The 14350-nt window shown below is 62.0% G+C and carries 12 protein-coding genes and 1 pseudogene; 5 read left to right on the plus strand and 8 right to left on the minus strand.

Annotation, left to right across the window (positions count from 1 at the left end):
• The first annotated feature begins 88 nt into the window (after window positions 1-88).
• Window positions 89-846: pseudogene (locus tag ACQB61_RS00615) on the plus strand (gamma-glutamyl-gamma-aminobutyrate hydrolase family protein).
• Here the strand turns inward: ACQB61_RS00615 and ACQB61_RS00620 are convergent.
• Entirely contained in the window at window positions 847-2736 is a 1890-nt protein-coding gene (locus ACQB61_RS00620) for a DUF1007 family protein (RefSeq protein ID WP_430511063.1), read from the minus strand. It abuts the pseudogene before it with no gap.
• Between ACQB61_RS00620 and ACQB61_RS00625 the strand changes: the two genes are divergently transcribed.
• Together ACQB61_RS00625 and ACQB61_RS00630 are read left to right on the plus strand one after the other, a co-directional pair.
• Window positions 2729-3049, plus strand: coding sequence for a hypothetical protein (locus ACQB61_RS00625; protein WP_430511064.1), 321 nt, complete (start codon window positions 2729-2731; stop codon window positions 3047-3049). The genes ACQB61_RS00620 and ACQB61_RS00625 overlap by 8 nt on opposite strands.
• On the plus strand, window positions 3030-4112 hold the full coding sequence (locus ACQB61_RS00630; protein WP_430511065.1) for a Glu/Leu/Phe/Val family dehydrogenase: 1083 nt from the start codon (window positions 3030-3032) through the stop codon (window positions 4110-4112). The genes ACQB61_RS00625 and ACQB61_RS00630 overlap by 20 nt, the downstream gene beginning before the upstream one ends.
• 16 nt (window positions 4113-4128) lie before the next feature.
• On the opposite strand, the gene ACQB61_RS00635 is transcribed toward ACQB61_RS00630, so the two are convergent.
• The 5 genes from ACQB61_RS00635 to ACQB61_RS00655 are packed head-to-tail and all read right to left on the minus strand — an operon-like array spanning window position 4129 to window position 9434.
• Window positions 4129-5064, minus strand: a complete 936-nt coding sequence (locus ACQB61_RS00635) for a LysR family transcriptional regulator (protein ID WP_430511066.1) — start codon at window positions 5062-5064, stop codon at window positions 4129-4131.
• Between the two features lie 27 nt (window positions 5065-5091).
• Window positions 5092-6681 (minus strand): gamma-glutamyltransferase family protein, encoded by a 1590-nt coding sequence (locus ACQB61_RS00640; RefSeq protein WP_430511067.1) that lies wholly within the window; start codon window positions 6679-6681, stop codon window positions 5092-5094.
• Between the two features lie 20 nt (window positions 6682-6701).
• A complete protein-coding gene (locus ACQB61_RS00645) occupies window positions 6702-7220 on the minus strand; it encodes a DUF2937 family protein (protein WP_430511068.1) in 519 nt (172 codons plus the stop codon).
• A 33-nt stretch (window positions 7221-7253) separates the two neighbouring features.
• Entirely contained in the window at window positions 7254-8240 is a 987-nt protein-coding gene (locus tag ACQB61_RS00650) for a WD40 repeat domain-containing protein (RefSeq protein ID WP_430511069.1), read from the minus strand.
• Between the two features lie 33 nt (window positions 8241-8273).
• A complete protein-coding gene (locus ACQB61_RS00655; protein ID WP_430511070.1) occupies window positions 8274-9434 on the minus strand; it encodes a CobW family GTP-binding protein in 1161 nt (386 codons plus the stop codon).
• A gap of 243 nt (window positions 9435-9677) precedes the next feature.
• Here ACQB61_RS00655 and ACQB61_RS00660 point away from each other — a divergent pair, with 243 nt between their 5' ends.
• Window positions 9678-10859 (plus strand): pyridoxal phosphate-dependent aminotransferase, encoded by a 1182-nt coding sequence (locus ACQB61_RS00660; RefSeq protein WP_430511071.1) that lies wholly within the window; start codon window positions 9678-9680, stop codon window positions 10857-10859.
• Window positions 10860-10882: 23 nt separating this feature from the next.
• Here ACQB61_RS00660 and ACQB61_RS00665 read toward each other — a convergent pair whose 3' ends face one another.
• Both ACQB61_RS00665 and ACQB61_RS00670 read right to left on the minus strand, forming a co-directional pair.
• Window positions 10883-11548 (minus strand): response regulator, encoded by a 666-nt coding sequence (locus ACQB61_RS00665; protein ID WP_430511072.1) that lies wholly within the window; start codon window positions 11546-11548, stop codon window positions 10883-10885.
• A gap of 138 nt (window positions 11549-11686) precedes the next feature.
• Window positions 11687-12946: a cache domain-containing protein gene (locus ACQB61_RS00670; protein WP_430511073.1), complete on the minus strand. Its 1260-nt coding sequence runs from the start codon at window positions 12944-12946 to the stop codon at window positions 11687-11689.
• Between the two features lie 199 nt (window positions 12947-13145).
• Between ACQB61_RS00670 and ACQB61_RS00675 the strand changes: the two genes are divergently transcribed.
• Window positions 13146-14246, plus strand: coding sequence for a TRAP transporter substrate-binding protein (locus ACQB61_RS00675; protein WP_430511074.1), 1101 nt, complete (start codon window positions 13146-13148; stop codon window positions 14244-14246).
• The last annotated feature ends 104 nt before the right edge of the window (window positions 14247-14350 follow it).

The raw sequence follows: 14350 nt of genomic DNA on the forward strand, positions 1-14350 counted from the left end.
CCCGGTTCCGCCCCCTTGGCGCGGACGTGCAGTTCGTGCAAAGCTTGGCGCCCAACATGTTCTGTGGCCAAAGGTTCCAAAGCCCCGAATGTCCAAGCCGATTGTTCTTGTCACCGCCGATGTGAAACCCGTTGACGGCTACCGCTGGCATGCGGCTCCTTCGACCTATCTGGAAGCCGTGCTGAACGGCGCTGGCGCCATTCCGTTGATCCTGCCATCTCTCGGCAGTGCGCTGGATATTGACGCGGTGCTGGACCGGGTGGATGGGGTGCTGGCTACCGGTTCGCGCTCCAACGTCAATCCGGACCTTTATGGCGGCGACGCCACGGAGGAGAACGGTCCCTATGATCCGGACCGCGATGCCACCTCCCTGCCGCTGCTGCGCCGGGCGCTGGAAAAGGGCTTGCCGGTCTTTGCCATCTGCCGGGGCATGCAGGAGCTGAATGTCGCCTTCGGCGGCACACTTCTGACGGAAATTCAGGAGATGGACGGGCGCAGCGATCACCGGGCTCCTGTCTCGGACAAGCAGGAAGAACGTTTCGCTCTCGCCCACACGGTCGAGGCCCGCGCAGACGGTCAGCTTGCGGCAGCCATTGGGGAAGCGCAGTTCAAGGTGAACTCGCTGCACCGTCAGGGCCTCGGCGTTCTGGGTCAGGCTCTGGTGGTGGAAGCCACTGCCGAGGATGGCACCATCGAGGCCGTCTCCGTGGAGGGGCGCGGAACTTCGCCATCGGCACCCAGTGGCACCCGGAATACTGGGTCAGCTGCGACACACCCTCACAAAAGCTGTTCGCCGCCTTTGGCGAAGCCGTGGAAGCCTATCGCCGCAAGCGCGGCGAAGGCTGATCAGGCTGGGACAGTGCCCCAGCCGATCATGGCAATCAGCAGCGTGAGGCCCAGAAGGAACACGGCTGCAGCGGCGGCAATCTCGATGCCCCGGTGCACCCGGTAGGCCCACACCCCATCGGATCCGGCAAGACGCGCCGCAAGCCCCTTGGCCCCGACAGCCAGCGTGGCAAGAACCGACACGGTGATGCCTGTACCCACGGCCATGGTCAGGGTAGAGGCGATGCCAGCCAGGATCATGCCCTGCGACAGGGCAAAGACCAGCACGATCAGCGCACCCGAACAGGGCCTGAGACCAATGGCCAGAATGATCGAGAGCGCACGGCCCGGCGTCAGACGCCCGGCCACCATGTCTGCGGTGGGCGCATGCACATGGCCGCAGGTGGCGCAGGCGCCATCATCCCCCGGCAGATGCACATGATCATGCCCCGCAGGCGTGCCAAGCACGAGCGGACGGAACGCCTTGACCCAGAGCAGCCAGGCGCCCATCGCGGTGACCATCAGATAGGAACCCATTTCCAGCCATAGCGCCGTCTTCTGCATCGCAATCGAGGTGAGGTTGAAGACCACAGCAACGCCGCAGACGATCAGAATGGCCGTCAGCGCCTGGGCAAAAGCCGAGGCAAAGGAGAGCATGATGCCCTTCTTCAGCGTGTCCTCGCTGGCCAGAACATAGGAAGAGATCACCGCCTTGCCGTGGCCCGGCCCCGCCGCATGGAAAATGCCATAGGCGAAAGACAGGAACGCCAGCAGCCAGCCCGCATCCGGGCTGTTGCGGAAGCTGCGCAGGGCGGAAATGAGCTTCTGATAGAACTCCGTCTGATAACGGGCAACTTCGGCAAAGAAGCTGCCGACGAGCGCGTTGTTTTTGAGCGCGGTGGACGGCACGCCTTCCATGGGCGCTGATGGCATCTGGGACGCAGCTTCTGCCTGACGGTCTGCGGCCGGCGCATCTGCGTTGGTTTCTGCAGCAGCCGTCTGGCTCTCGCTCTGGCTCTGGCCGTTGAGCGGCGTAACTGGCGGGAACGGCGGCTTGGATGCAACGGCACCGGCTGCGTTCTGTCCGCAATTGACGATCATCTGATTGACGAGAGCTGCAGCCACATCGGCCAGCTCCGGCGGCAACTCACGCTGGTCTGCGCCGACCTGTGCAAGCGCAGCGGCCGTGGAAGCATCCAGCGGAGGCGGCTCGCGGCGGGTGACCGTGCAGGAAGCCGGAGCGTTGATCAGCCCCGTCGCATCGGGCGCCTTGGCAAAACGGAAGTCGACGTAATAGGTCGGATCATAGACATCGAGCGTGATTGTATTGGCGAGATCCGACGGCTCCTTCAGCGGCAGCAGGAAATGCAGTTCCAGCAGCTTGACCGTCGTCATCATCGGCTTGCCGGTGCGCTCGGCATCTTCCTTGATGGCGTCGATGTCTTCCTGCTTCATCGCCCAGTATTCCGTGATGGGCACTTCCACCACCTCAAGCCAGTAGACCTCCGGCCTGTTGAAGTCGAACTCCACCTTGGTGTTGTCGCCAAAGGTGAAGAAACCGAACTCCTCCATGCTTTCCACGTTGACCTTGGCAAGGTCTGCCAACTCCTCCCGGCTGAAGATGCCATCGCCATTGGCATCAAAGCCCTGAATGGCAAAGGCCGTGTAGGCGTCATCGAAGCGAAAGACCTGATCCACTGCCGTGATGAGGCCATCGTCATTCACCACGAGCTTTGAGCGGGCCTCGACGAAGACGTGAGGATGGGCAGAGGCACTGCCGGCAGCCAGCAGGAACAGGCATATCATCAGCACAATGCCAGCCATCGTTGCAGCGGCGCGGCCCGGCAAGGATAGGGCCGCAGGCGTGTGGGCAGCATGTATGGTGACAGCGGAGCTTGCAGCGATGGGCATGCGCGATTCCATTTTGCTTCCGGCCAGTTTCCAGCCTGATTCTGGACAGGCTCATTGCCTTGAGAAGGGGCAGGACAGTGACATTCCGCAAGCGTCTTTTGCGTCGCGGCAAAAAGAATCGCAGCTTTTTTCCGGATTTTTGCATCAGTTGAGATGGTTTTCCTCAGCGGGGCTGATCTGTCGCAAGATGAGTTACAAATTTCCGGTCAGATCGGACATTTTCTCCCTCATCAGCCTTCGTTTCAACGGCCTTCTGCGTCAGCAGAACAGGACCTGGCATGAGAGTGAGGATCATGAACGCCCCGTCCCGTAACGCTCCCTTTTCCACGCAAGGGATGACCGCCTTCGATCACCCGGAATTTTCCGGTCACGAACAGGTCGTGTTTGCTCATGACCGGGAAACCGGTCTGCGTGCCATTCTGTGTGTTCATGACAGCCGCCTGGGTCCGGCGCTCGGCGGCTGCCGCATCTGGCACTACGCGACGTCGGAGGACGCGCTGCGCGATGCCCTGCGGCTGTCACGCGGCATGACTTACAAGAATGCTCTTGCCGGGCTTGATCTGGGCGGCGGCAAGGCGGTGATCATTGCCGATCCGCGCAAGGACAAGACGCCAGCGCTGATGCGCGCCTTCGGCCGCCATGTGGCGTGCATGAACGGGTCCTACATCACGGCAGAGGACGTTGGCGTTTCGGCAGAGGATATGGAAGAAGTGGCCCGCGAGACGGCGCATGTGCGTGGCACCCGCGCCACCGGCCTTGGCGACCCGTCTCCCTATACGGCGCTTGGTGTCTTCGCCGGCATCCGCGCCGCGCTCGCCCATGTCAACGGCACGGACAGCCTGAACGGCAGCACCGTCTCGGTTCAGGGGCTCGGCCATGTGGGCTTTGATGTGGCGCGCCAGTTGAAGGCTGCCGGGGCCCGGCTCATCGTCTCCGACATTCACCAGCCAGCCGTAGACCGCGCCGTGGCGGAACTGGAAGCCGTGGCCGTCTCTCCGGCAGAGGCCCACGCCGTGGAAGCTGATGTCTTTGCCCCTTGTGCCCTTGGCGCGGTGCTGAATGCCGTCACCATTCCGCAGATCAAGGCGAAGATCGTCGCCGGTGCCGCCAACAACCAGCTCGCCACTCCGGCGGATGGTCAGGCGCTGAAGGACCGCGGCATTCTCTATGCGCCGGACTATGCGATCAATGCAGGCGGCGTCATTTCCATCGCACTGGCAACGCCGGGCGGTGACGATGCACTGGTCCGTGAAAAAACGCTCGCCATCGGCACAACCCTCACCCGCATCTTCCAGCGCGCTGATGCTGAAGGCCTGCCCCCGGAGACGGTCGCAGACCGCCTCGCCGAAGAACGGCTTGCGGCTGCGGGCAAGTAAGAGGCTGGGGCAGCGGCTAGGAAGACAGCTTCCGCCGCTGCCCCTCAGCAGCTTTGCCCGCCTTGCGCATGTTGCCGAACCATTGGGTGAGGAAATCGACGAAAGAGCGCACCTTGCCGGAAAGATGGCGGCGGTGCGGGTAAACGGCATAGATCGCCGGGCCGTCATGCTCATAGTCTTCCAGCACGATCTGCAACCCGCCTGCCTTGATGTCGTTGTAGACGAACATCATCGGCGTGCGCAGAAAACCCAGATGGCACATGGCAGCGTCGCGGGCCGCAGAGGCACTGTTGACTTCAATCCGCCCTTTCACGGGAACAGTGACCCTGTCTCCCTTGTCCATGAAAATCCAGTTCGACTTGAACCGGTAATTCGTGTCCACGATGCAGGGCATGTTGGACAGTTCAGAAGGGTGCTTTGGCGTGCCGTGGTCCGCCAGCACCTGCGGCGTTGCGCAGACGACCGTGCGGAAGGGTGAAATCTTGCGGGCGATCAGGCTGGAATCCTCCAGATCCGTCACGCGAATGGCCAGGTCAAAGCCTTCTTCCACCAGATCGACGAACCTGTCATCCAGCCGCAGATCGATGGTGATGGCCGGTTCCGCCACCAGAAACTCCATGATTGCCTGATTGATGAAGCCATCGCCCATGGATCGCGGAGCCGAGACACGCAGGCGTCCACGCGCCTCGTGGTGGGTGGACTGGACGGAAGCCTGCAGGTCATCAATACGCTGCAGGATGTCGCTGGCTTCCTTGTAATAGGCCTCACCCACTTCGGTCAGGGAGATCTGCCGCGTGGTGCGGTTCAGCAGCCGCACGCCCAGTTCGTCTTCCAGCTCGCCGATATATTTGGACACCAGCGCCTTGGAGCGGCCCATTTCCCGGGCAGCGGCGGAAAACCCGTTGCTGTCCACCACCTGAATGAAGCAGCGCATGCGCGTGATGGCATCCATATGTCGTCTCTCCTTCCGGTGCGTGCCCTAGGCCGCAGCCGCCCCGCCGTCCGAGCGCGGATCATGCGCGCCCTCAAAGCCGCCACGCAAGCCGCGCACGATCATGCCCGCATGCCCCATGGTATCGGAATAGGCCTCATTCATCACAACCACGTCATGCCCCGCCCGTTTCAGCGCCTCGACAAGATCCGGATCGAAGCGTGATTCGAGCCGGAGCGAGGTATTGGCATCGCCCCAGGTGCGGCCCAGCAGCCAGCGCGGCGCATCAATGGCCTCGCCCACCGGCATTCCGTTCAGCACATGGCGCACGAAAATGGCTGCCTGCGTCTGCGGCTGGCCTTCGCCGCCCATGGTGCCATAGGTGACAAGCCGCCCATCGGAAAGCCGCGCCATCGCCGGGTTGAGCGTGTGGAACGGCAGACGCCCCGGCTCCAGCGCGTTGAGCGCCTCCGGGTGCAGCGAGAAGCTGGCGCCGCGGTTCTGCCAGGTAATGCCGGTGCGCGGCAGCACGCAGCCCGAGCCGAACTCCCAATAGACCGACTGAATGAAGGAAACGGCGCAGCCCTTGGCGTCAATGGCGCCCATCCAGATGGTGTCGCCGAGCGTGGATTTTACGGGCCAGTCTAGCGCACGGTTGGCGCTGATGTCGGACGCCGTGCGCTCGAGCCAGGCTTCTTCGAGGAAAGGTGATACGGGCTCTGGCAGGCGGTCAGGATCGGTCACAACACGGTCGCGTACGAGAAAGGCGCGCTTCGTTGCTTCCACCAGCCCATGCACCATGGCAAAGCTTTCCGGCCGTGCTGCTGGCAGGCGGTCCTGCAGGCCGAGGATCAGCAGCGAGGCGAGGCCTTGCGTGGGCGGCGGCGCGTTGAAGATGGTCCCGGCCTTGGTTGCCACCTTCAGTGGCTTGCGGATGCGCGCTTCATAGCGCTGCAGATCTGCCTTGGTGACGGGAGAACCGATGCGCTCCAGATCGGCCGCGATTTCGGCCCCCACGTCGCCCCGGTAAAAGTCATCGAACCCTGCAACGGCAAGCTGATCCAGCGTGTCGGCCAGCCGCTCCTGCCGCATCAGGCCGCCAGCCTCGAGCGGTTTGCCATCCTTCAGGAACACAGCAGCAAAGCCTGGCTGATCCTTGAGTTCGGCCAGCTTTTCTTCCGTCAGCTGCTGCTGGCTGCGCGAAACGGTGCAGCCTTCCTTTGCATGCCGTATCGCATTGGCCAGAAGCTCGCGCCGGGGCATGCGCCCGCCAAGGCTTGCCGCTGCCTCGAATGCTTTCTGCCAGCCACCCACGGTGCCAGCAACTGTCAGCGCTGCCAGCGGGCCCCGCGTTGGCACAGTGCCATGCCCGGCGCGGTTATAGGCGGCAATCGTCGCGCCTGATCCGGCTGGGCCGCAGGCAGAAATCACCTTCGGGTCCTGTCCTGGTTCGGCAATCAGCCAGAAGCCATCCCCGCCGATGGCGTTCATGTGCGGATAGACGACGGCAATTGTGGCTGCGGCGGCAATCATCGCCTCTATGGCCGAACCGCCTTCGCGCAGGATCTCTGCACCTGCTTCTGCTGCCGCCATATGGGGCGCAACAACCATGCCGCCGGACGAGGTTACGGTGTCCATGTTCTCTCCTGTCAGCTTGATCAGCGGGCGGCGGACCGGCGCGGGCCGAACACTTTCCACAGGCCGCGCAGAAAGGCTCCGGAGACCCGCAGGGCCCCAAGGCCCGCAAACAGTCCGAGAATGCCCATCAGAATGCCCTCTGCCGTCACCGGAACCGCAGGCTCAAAGTCGTCATAGGTGCGCCTTGCAAGTTCCTGGTCGGCACTGCTGAGGAACACCAGCAGGCGGCCAAATTCGTCCGCCTCGGCATAGGCCTCACGTTCGGCACGCATATTGGCCAGCCGGTCGCCGATCTCCTCCAGGCTCCGGCCCTGCGCGGCAACAAGCTGGTCGCCGCTGGACTTGAGCCTTGCAATGGCGCCTTCCACATCGAGGCCGGAACGCTGTGCATCCTCTGCCGCCTGGAGCATGACGGTCTGCAGGGCGTCGATCGCTCCGCCGAGCCGTTGGCGGTACTGCTGTGCGAACTCCGGCACCTGCGAGGAGACAATGCCTGCAAGCAAACCGAACGCAAGCGCAACGGGCCTCGCCAGCATCATTCTCCCCTCCTTCCCGGTCATTCCACGCAGCGGCTATTCGAGTGTGATAACGCCACCCTCGCCATCTTCCGTACCGAAAGCAAGCCTCACGCCCGCCCGGTCCCAGGCCATTGTGGAGATGGGAGACTTCGAGCTGCGGCGCAGCAGAACCTCCGCATTGTCACCAAACCGGCACAGCATGATCATGCCGTCCTGGTAGCCGACAGCCACAACCTCTTCCTTCGGGTGGCAGGCGACAGATGTCACCAGCACATCACCGCGTGTGCCAAGCTGGAGCGGAGCCTGCCCCATTGGGCCGGTCTTGCCGAAGAAGGGCCAGACAATCGCGGCATTGGCGCCGGAAGTCGCCAGATAGCGGCCCTTCACCGACCAGCTCATGGACTTGATCTTGGATGGATAGCCGGTCATGCGCATGTCCTGCGCATCGGTGAGGCGCCAGCCGTGCAGCGCGGCTTCCTGCATAGAGGTGACAAGATACTTGCCGTCCGGCGAGAAGCTTGCAGCCAGATGAGCACCCTTCCATTCCAGCATCTGCGGCTGGCCCTGGGTGTTCACCCACCACAAGGTCGCCCCGTCATAGCGTGCGACGGCGAGGCGCAGGCCCTTGGGCGCAAAGGCGAGACCGCCCACCGCCCGCTCATGCGGAAATTCCTTTTCGGTTCCATCTGCAAGGCGCACCCAGGCGGTGCGGCCGCTGGCAAAGGCTGTCGCCCCCGAAGGGCCGCAGGCCACCAGGTCGATCCATTTGCGCGGACGCTCCGAAAGCTGGCGCACTTCGCCCGAAGCGCTCAGTTCCATCACAAGTCCGTCGTCACCACCGGTGACAAGCGCCGTGGCGTAGCCCGAAGCCTCCACCCGCTCCTCCGCCGCCAGCAGGCCTCCGGAGTGCAGGCGGATGGTCTTCTGCCCGCCTTCCACCAGCACCACCTCGCCGCTGCCGAGGGCGAAATAGGGAATATCCTTCAGGAACCCGGCCTTGACGGCAAAGCCGGTGAGTTCAGTCGCTGCAAGTGTCGGCACGGTCAGTCCTTCAATGGCTCTCGTGGCTGTCCGTCAGGCGGCGCAGGCTTCAAAGCTCTGCTTCAGGACGTCGAAATCCAGTTCGCGGCCGATGAAGACGAGGCGGCTTTCACGCGGCTCGCCTTCCTTCCAGTCGCGCTGGTGGTCGCCCTCGACAATCATGTGCACGCCCTGAATGACATAGCGCTGCGGATCGTCCTTGAAGGCGAGAATGCCTTTGAGACGCAGGATCTTGGCGCCATCGGTCTGGGTGACCCGGTTGATCCAGGAGAAGAAAACAGGCGGGTCCAGTTCGCCGGCACGAAGCGAAATGCTGCGCACCGAATGCGGGTCATCATGATCGTGGTGGTGGTCATGATCGCAGTCCGGACCGCAAACGTGGTCATGGCCGTGATCATGGTCATGCGCGTGACCATGGTGATGGCCGTGATCATTGTGATGGTGATGATCGTGACCGCAATCCGGTCCGCATTCGTGACCGTGGTCATGATGATGGTCATGGCCGTGATGGTGATGATGATCTTGGCCCGTGTTGAGGAACTGCGGGTCCAGTGTCAGGATGCGGTCGAGGTCGAACGCCCCGCGGTCCAGCACCTTGGCAATGTCGATGCTGCAACGCTCAGTCTTGTGACGCACGGCATAGGGGTTGATCTTGTGAATGCGCGCCTCGACGGTGGCCAGTTCCTCAGGGCTTACAAGGTCGGTCTTGTTGATCAGGACGACATCGGCAAAGGCGATCTGGTCTTCCGCCTCGGAGGTGTCGGCAAGACGCTGCAGCACGTGGCGGGCGTCAACCACTGCCACTACCGCATCCAGACGCGAGGCGGCACGCACATCGTCATCCATGAAGAAGGTCTGGGCCACCGGGGCCGGATCAGCCACGCCGGTTGTCTCGACGATGATGGCATCAAAGCTGCCACGGCGCTTCATCAGGTTCTGCACGGTGCGGATCAGGTCGCCGCGCACGGTGCAGCAGATGCAGCCGTTGTTCATTTCGAAGATTTCTTCGTCCGACTCGACCAGCAGGTCGTTGTCGATGCCGATTTCGCCGAACTCATTGACGATCACTGCATATTTCTGGCCGTGGTTCTCGGACAGAATACGGTTGAGAAGCGTCGTCTTGCCGGCGCCAAGATACCCGGTGAGAACGGTAACGGGGATCTGCTTGGACGCGGTGCTGGCATCGGTGCTCATGGCGTGAAGTCCTGTTTCCTGAAGCGGATCGCGGCTGCCAGCGGCAACTGGCGCGGCAGCGGCGAACCATAAGAGGTGATGCGTTTGGCGGCAATATAGGTAGTCCGGATGCAAAGATCACCACTTCAATGTAACTGCCGAACACAAAGAAGCCCTTCCGCCCTTGCATAGCGGCTTGCCTGCCATGATTCTGCGCCGCAACAGGCGGGGAGGACTGGAACCGCCGCACGCGAAGGAGAGGATATGCTCAGGACCATCGAAGCCTTTGACCGGATCGGAGAGGAAAACGCCTTTGCGGTGCTCGCCCGTGCCAATGAGCTGGCGCAGCAGGGGCGCAGCATCATCAATCTGGGCATTGGCCAACCGGATTTCAGGACGCCGGAGCATATCGTCGAGGCCGCGATCAAGGCGCTGCGCGACGGCGAGCATGGCTACACCGGCGCCACCGGCATCCTGCCCCTGCGCGAGGCGGTGAGCGCGGACATCCACCGCCGTGTGGGCGTTTCCGTCAATCCGGACAATGTGGTCATCGTGCCGGGCGGCAAGGTCACCATGTTCATGGCCATCCTCATGTTTGGTGCACCGGGCGTCGACATCCTCTATCCGGATCCTGGCTTTCCGATCTACCGCTCGATGATCGAATTCACCGGCGCCCGGCCCGTGCCGGTGCCGATCCGCGAGGAGAATGACTTCGGCTTCTCGGCAGAGGAAACCCTTTCGCTGCTGACGCCGCAGACGCGGCTTGTCATCCTCAATTCCCCCGCCAACCCGACCGGTGGCATCACGGGACGCGCCGAGATCGAGAAGCTGGTGAAGGGCCTGACGGAGCGGCCGGACATCGCCATCCTCTCGGACGAAATCTATGGCCAGATGACCTATGACGGGCATGAGCATGTGTCGCTGCTGGAGTTCGAAGCGATCCGTGACCGGGTGATCCTGCTCGATGGCTGGTCCAAGACCTATGCCATGACCGGCTGGCGCATGGGCTATGCGGTGTGGCCCGATGCCCTGATCACCAAGGCGCGCAAGCTTGCCGTCAATTGCTGGTCCTGCGTCAATTCCCCGGCCCAGTTCGGCGGCCTTGCGGCCCTGACCGGCCCTCAGGATGCTGTCAGGTCCATGGTCGCGGAGTTCGATGCCCGCCGCAAGCTGGTGGTCGAGGGGCTGAATGCGCTGCCCGGAATCTCCGCCCGTACGCCGCTGGGCGCTTTCTATGCCTTCCCCAACATCAAGGCGACCGGCTGGAAGGCGAAGCCCTTGGCCTCCGCGCTGCTGGAAAAGGCAGGCGTTGCCACCATCGGCGGCCCGGATTTCGGCGTTCTGGGTGAAGGCTACATCCGCCTTTCCTACGCCAATTCCCGCGAAAACATCAGCCTTGCGCTGGATCGGATCCGGGAGTTTCTGGAGAGCGAAAAGCCAGCGTAAGGAGGCAGGCGGTGCCTTTGGCGTCAGACCAGCCGCAGCTCCTGGGCAATACGGTACAGGTGGGCAGCGTTTCCGCTGCCTACCTTGTCGCGGATGTTGAGCCGGTGCGACTCCACCGTTCGCACGCTGATGCCAAGATGTGCCGCAATTTCCTTGTTGGCCTGTCCCCGGGCGACCCCTTGCAGCACTTCCCGCTCGCGCTCTGTCAGGCCATAGGGGTTGGCGGGTGAGGGAGCCGGCTTGTTTTCCATCAGGGCCGGGCCGATCCGGGACGAGAAGTAATAGCCGCCGTCTGCGACCGCGAGAATGGCGTTGATCATCTCCTTCGCGGAGATGTCCTTGAGCAGATAGCCTCTGGCGCCGGATTGCATCACACCGCGTACATATTCCGGATTGTCATAGATCGAAAGCACCAGAACGCTGATCATTGGATTCTTGCGGCGTATGGCCTCCGTTGCTTCCAGGCCATTCAGGCCGGGCATGGAGATATCCATCAGAATGATGTCGGGCTTGAGCATATCGGCCAGTTGCACGGCCATGCGTCCGTCCGTGGCTTCGCCCACGATCTCAAAGGGGGCAACACCCTCAAGCCGGGCCCTGATCCCGGCGCGGACCAGCTCATGATCATCTGCCAGCAGCACGCGCACCTTGCGCGGAAGTTCGTCCTTGCGGGCTTGCGGGCTGGTCATGCAGCGTTTCTCCTGCTCGGGCCACGGCGGCTCATGCGGCTGTCCGGTTTTCTGTGTCCGGCAGCATGGGCATGGTTACCCGGATTATGGTGCCATGGGCACCTACCCGTGACATTACCATGGTGCCGCCATGTGTCTCTATGCGTTCGCGCATATTGCGGATTCCCAGGCCCCCAGTTGGGGCAAGGGCAGGGGAATGCCGACCCCATTGTCCTCGATTGTGAGTGTCAGCGACCGTTCCCTTGCGACCAGCTGAATACTGACCTGTCCCGCAGCCGAGTGCCGGGCCACATTGGTCAGCGCTTCCTGAACGACGCGGTAAAGGGCGGTCTTGGCCGATTCCGGCAGCCTGTCGCGGCACCGGTCGGCGGAAATCTCCACAGTGATGCCCGATTGTGCCTCAAAATCCTTGGCAAGGCTGATGAGTGCTGCGGACAGGCCCATGTCATCCAGGATGCTTGGACGCAGATCCTTTGAAATGCGCCGCACTTCGGCAATGGCATCATCGAGAATGCGCAGGCACCGTTCGGCCTGAACCTGCAATTCGCCGTTCTCCGGGCTTCTGGAATGCAGCATTTCGATGCCATAGCGCACGGAGACGAGCAGTTGCGAGATGCTGTCGTGCAGCTCGCTCGATACGCGCTTGCGCTCCTGCTCCTGCACGTCGACGATCCGGTGAGTCAGTTCCTTCAGCTTGCCATCGGCAAATTTCTGCTCCGAGAAGCTGACTGTTGCCACTGCAGTCAGGCTGAGCAAGATGGCGATCATGGTGATGAGGAAGATCACCAGCACCGTCTGCTGCACGTTGGTTGTGAAATCCGCGCGGACGATGGCCACTTCCCGGGCGATGTCATCGATGTAGAGACCGGTGCCGACCATCCAGCCCCACTTGTCCAGCATCACGGCATAGCCAAGTTTTTCGGCATTCATGCCCGCGCTCGGCTTGTCCCAGACATAGCGGTGGAAGCCGCCGCCGGCTTCCGCTGCGGCCATAAGGTTCCGGATGACGTAATTTCCATTGGGATCCTGAAGATCCCACCATTTTCCGCCAACCAGTTCTGGCAGCTTGGGGTGCACGATATTGGTGCCGTCTCTCAGGTAGACGAAGAAATAGCCGTCCTCGCCGAAGGTGATGTCATTGAGGATGCGCTTTGCCTCGCTCTGGGCTGCCTCCCGTCCGCCATGCTCCTCCTCGTAGAGCTTCTGGATGGAGGTCAGGGCGAGTGAAACTGCGTTTTGCACTTCCTGCCGCTTGCTGGAGAGGATGCGTTCCTCAACGGCTCGGGTCTGGGCCTCGATGAGCCGTGATGCCTGAAAGAAGGTGATGCCGCCAATCAGCCCCGAGACAGCTACAAGGGGCAAGATGGTGATGAGGAGCAGTTTTGTTTTGAATGTCACCGGTGGCCCCCTGCATTCCGTGTGTGACCCGCTTTCCGCAATAAAACTGACGGAAAGCAGCGTCTTTTCAGTAGTACTACGGAAAAGATGCGCAGAAACACGACTAGCGCCTCATTCAAAGGATCACCTAGACACAGACAGGTGACAGTGCAAGGCTCCAAGTTGGCTGAGCACTCGCCATATCTGGGAGGATATCGTTATGGATCGTCGTTCGTTTATCAAGAAGGCTGGCATTGGCGCAGGCGGTATTGCTGCCGCATCCACACTTGCCGCTCCGGCAATCGCGCAGTCCCGTACCGACATGGTGATCGTGTCCACTTGGCCGCGCGACATGCCCGGTCTCGGCGTTTCCGCGCAGCGCCTTGCCGCCCGTATCGGCGAACTGACCGAGGGCCGCATCAATGTGCAGTATTTCGCCGCCGGTGAGCGTGTCGGTGCATTTGATGCTTTCGACGAAGTGGCTTCGGGCAACGCTCAGGCCTACATCGGCGCCGACTATTACTGGAAGGGCAAGCACCCGGCCTGGTCCTATTTTACTGCGGTTCCCTTTGGCCTGACCTATGCCGAGATGGACGCCTGGATCAAGGTCGGCGGCGGCCAGGAACTGTGGGACGAACTTGCCGACCAGTTTGGCCTCAAGAACTTCAACGCCGGTAACACCGGTGTGCAGATGGGCGGCTGGTTCAACAAGGAAATTGAAACTGCTGACGATCTCAAGGGTCTGAAGATGCGCATTCCGGGCCTTGGCGGCGACGTCATGGCCAAGCTGGGTGCCTCGCCGGTGTCCCTGCCGGGCGGCCAGATCTATGAAAACCTCGTCTCCGGCGCCGTCGATGCCACCGAGTGGGTTGGCCCGTGGAACGACTATTTCATGAAGTTCTACGAAGCCGCCAAATACTACTACTATCCGGGCATGCATGAGCCGGGCTCCATGCTGGCGCTGGGCTGCAACAAGGCCTGGTTCTCGAAGCTGTCGAAGATTGACCAGATGATCGTCGAAGCGGCGTGCAACGAGGAAAACGCTTTCTCGATGGCAGAAGCGAACGGCTTCAACGGCGCTTATCTTGACAAGCTCATCAATGAGCATGGTGTCGTGCTGCGCCAGTTCTCGGACGAAGTCTATGACGCCTTTGGCGATGCATCGGCTGCCGTGTTCGAGGAAACCATTCAGCAAGGTGACCTGACCCGGCGCGTTCACGAGAGCTTCGTGAAGGCCCGTTCGGAAGTCGGCCGCTGGATGCTTCTGGCTGACACGGGCTACACCGTGCAGCGCAACCGTGTGCTCGGCATCAAGGTCTGAACGATCCAGCCCTGGTGATGCCTGAGCCATTTCAAGGTGGGATGCATCCGTATCCCGGTGCCTTGATCTCGGGCATCTGATTCATCCGGGGATGGGACTTTGTT

Origin of the sequence: Pannonibacter phragmitetus (genome assembly GCF_050510895.1) — a bacterium.
GTDB classification, from domain to species: domain Bacteria; phylum Pseudomonadota; class Alphaproteobacteria; order Rhizobiales; family Stappiaceae; genus Pannonibacter; species Pannonibacter phragmitetus_B.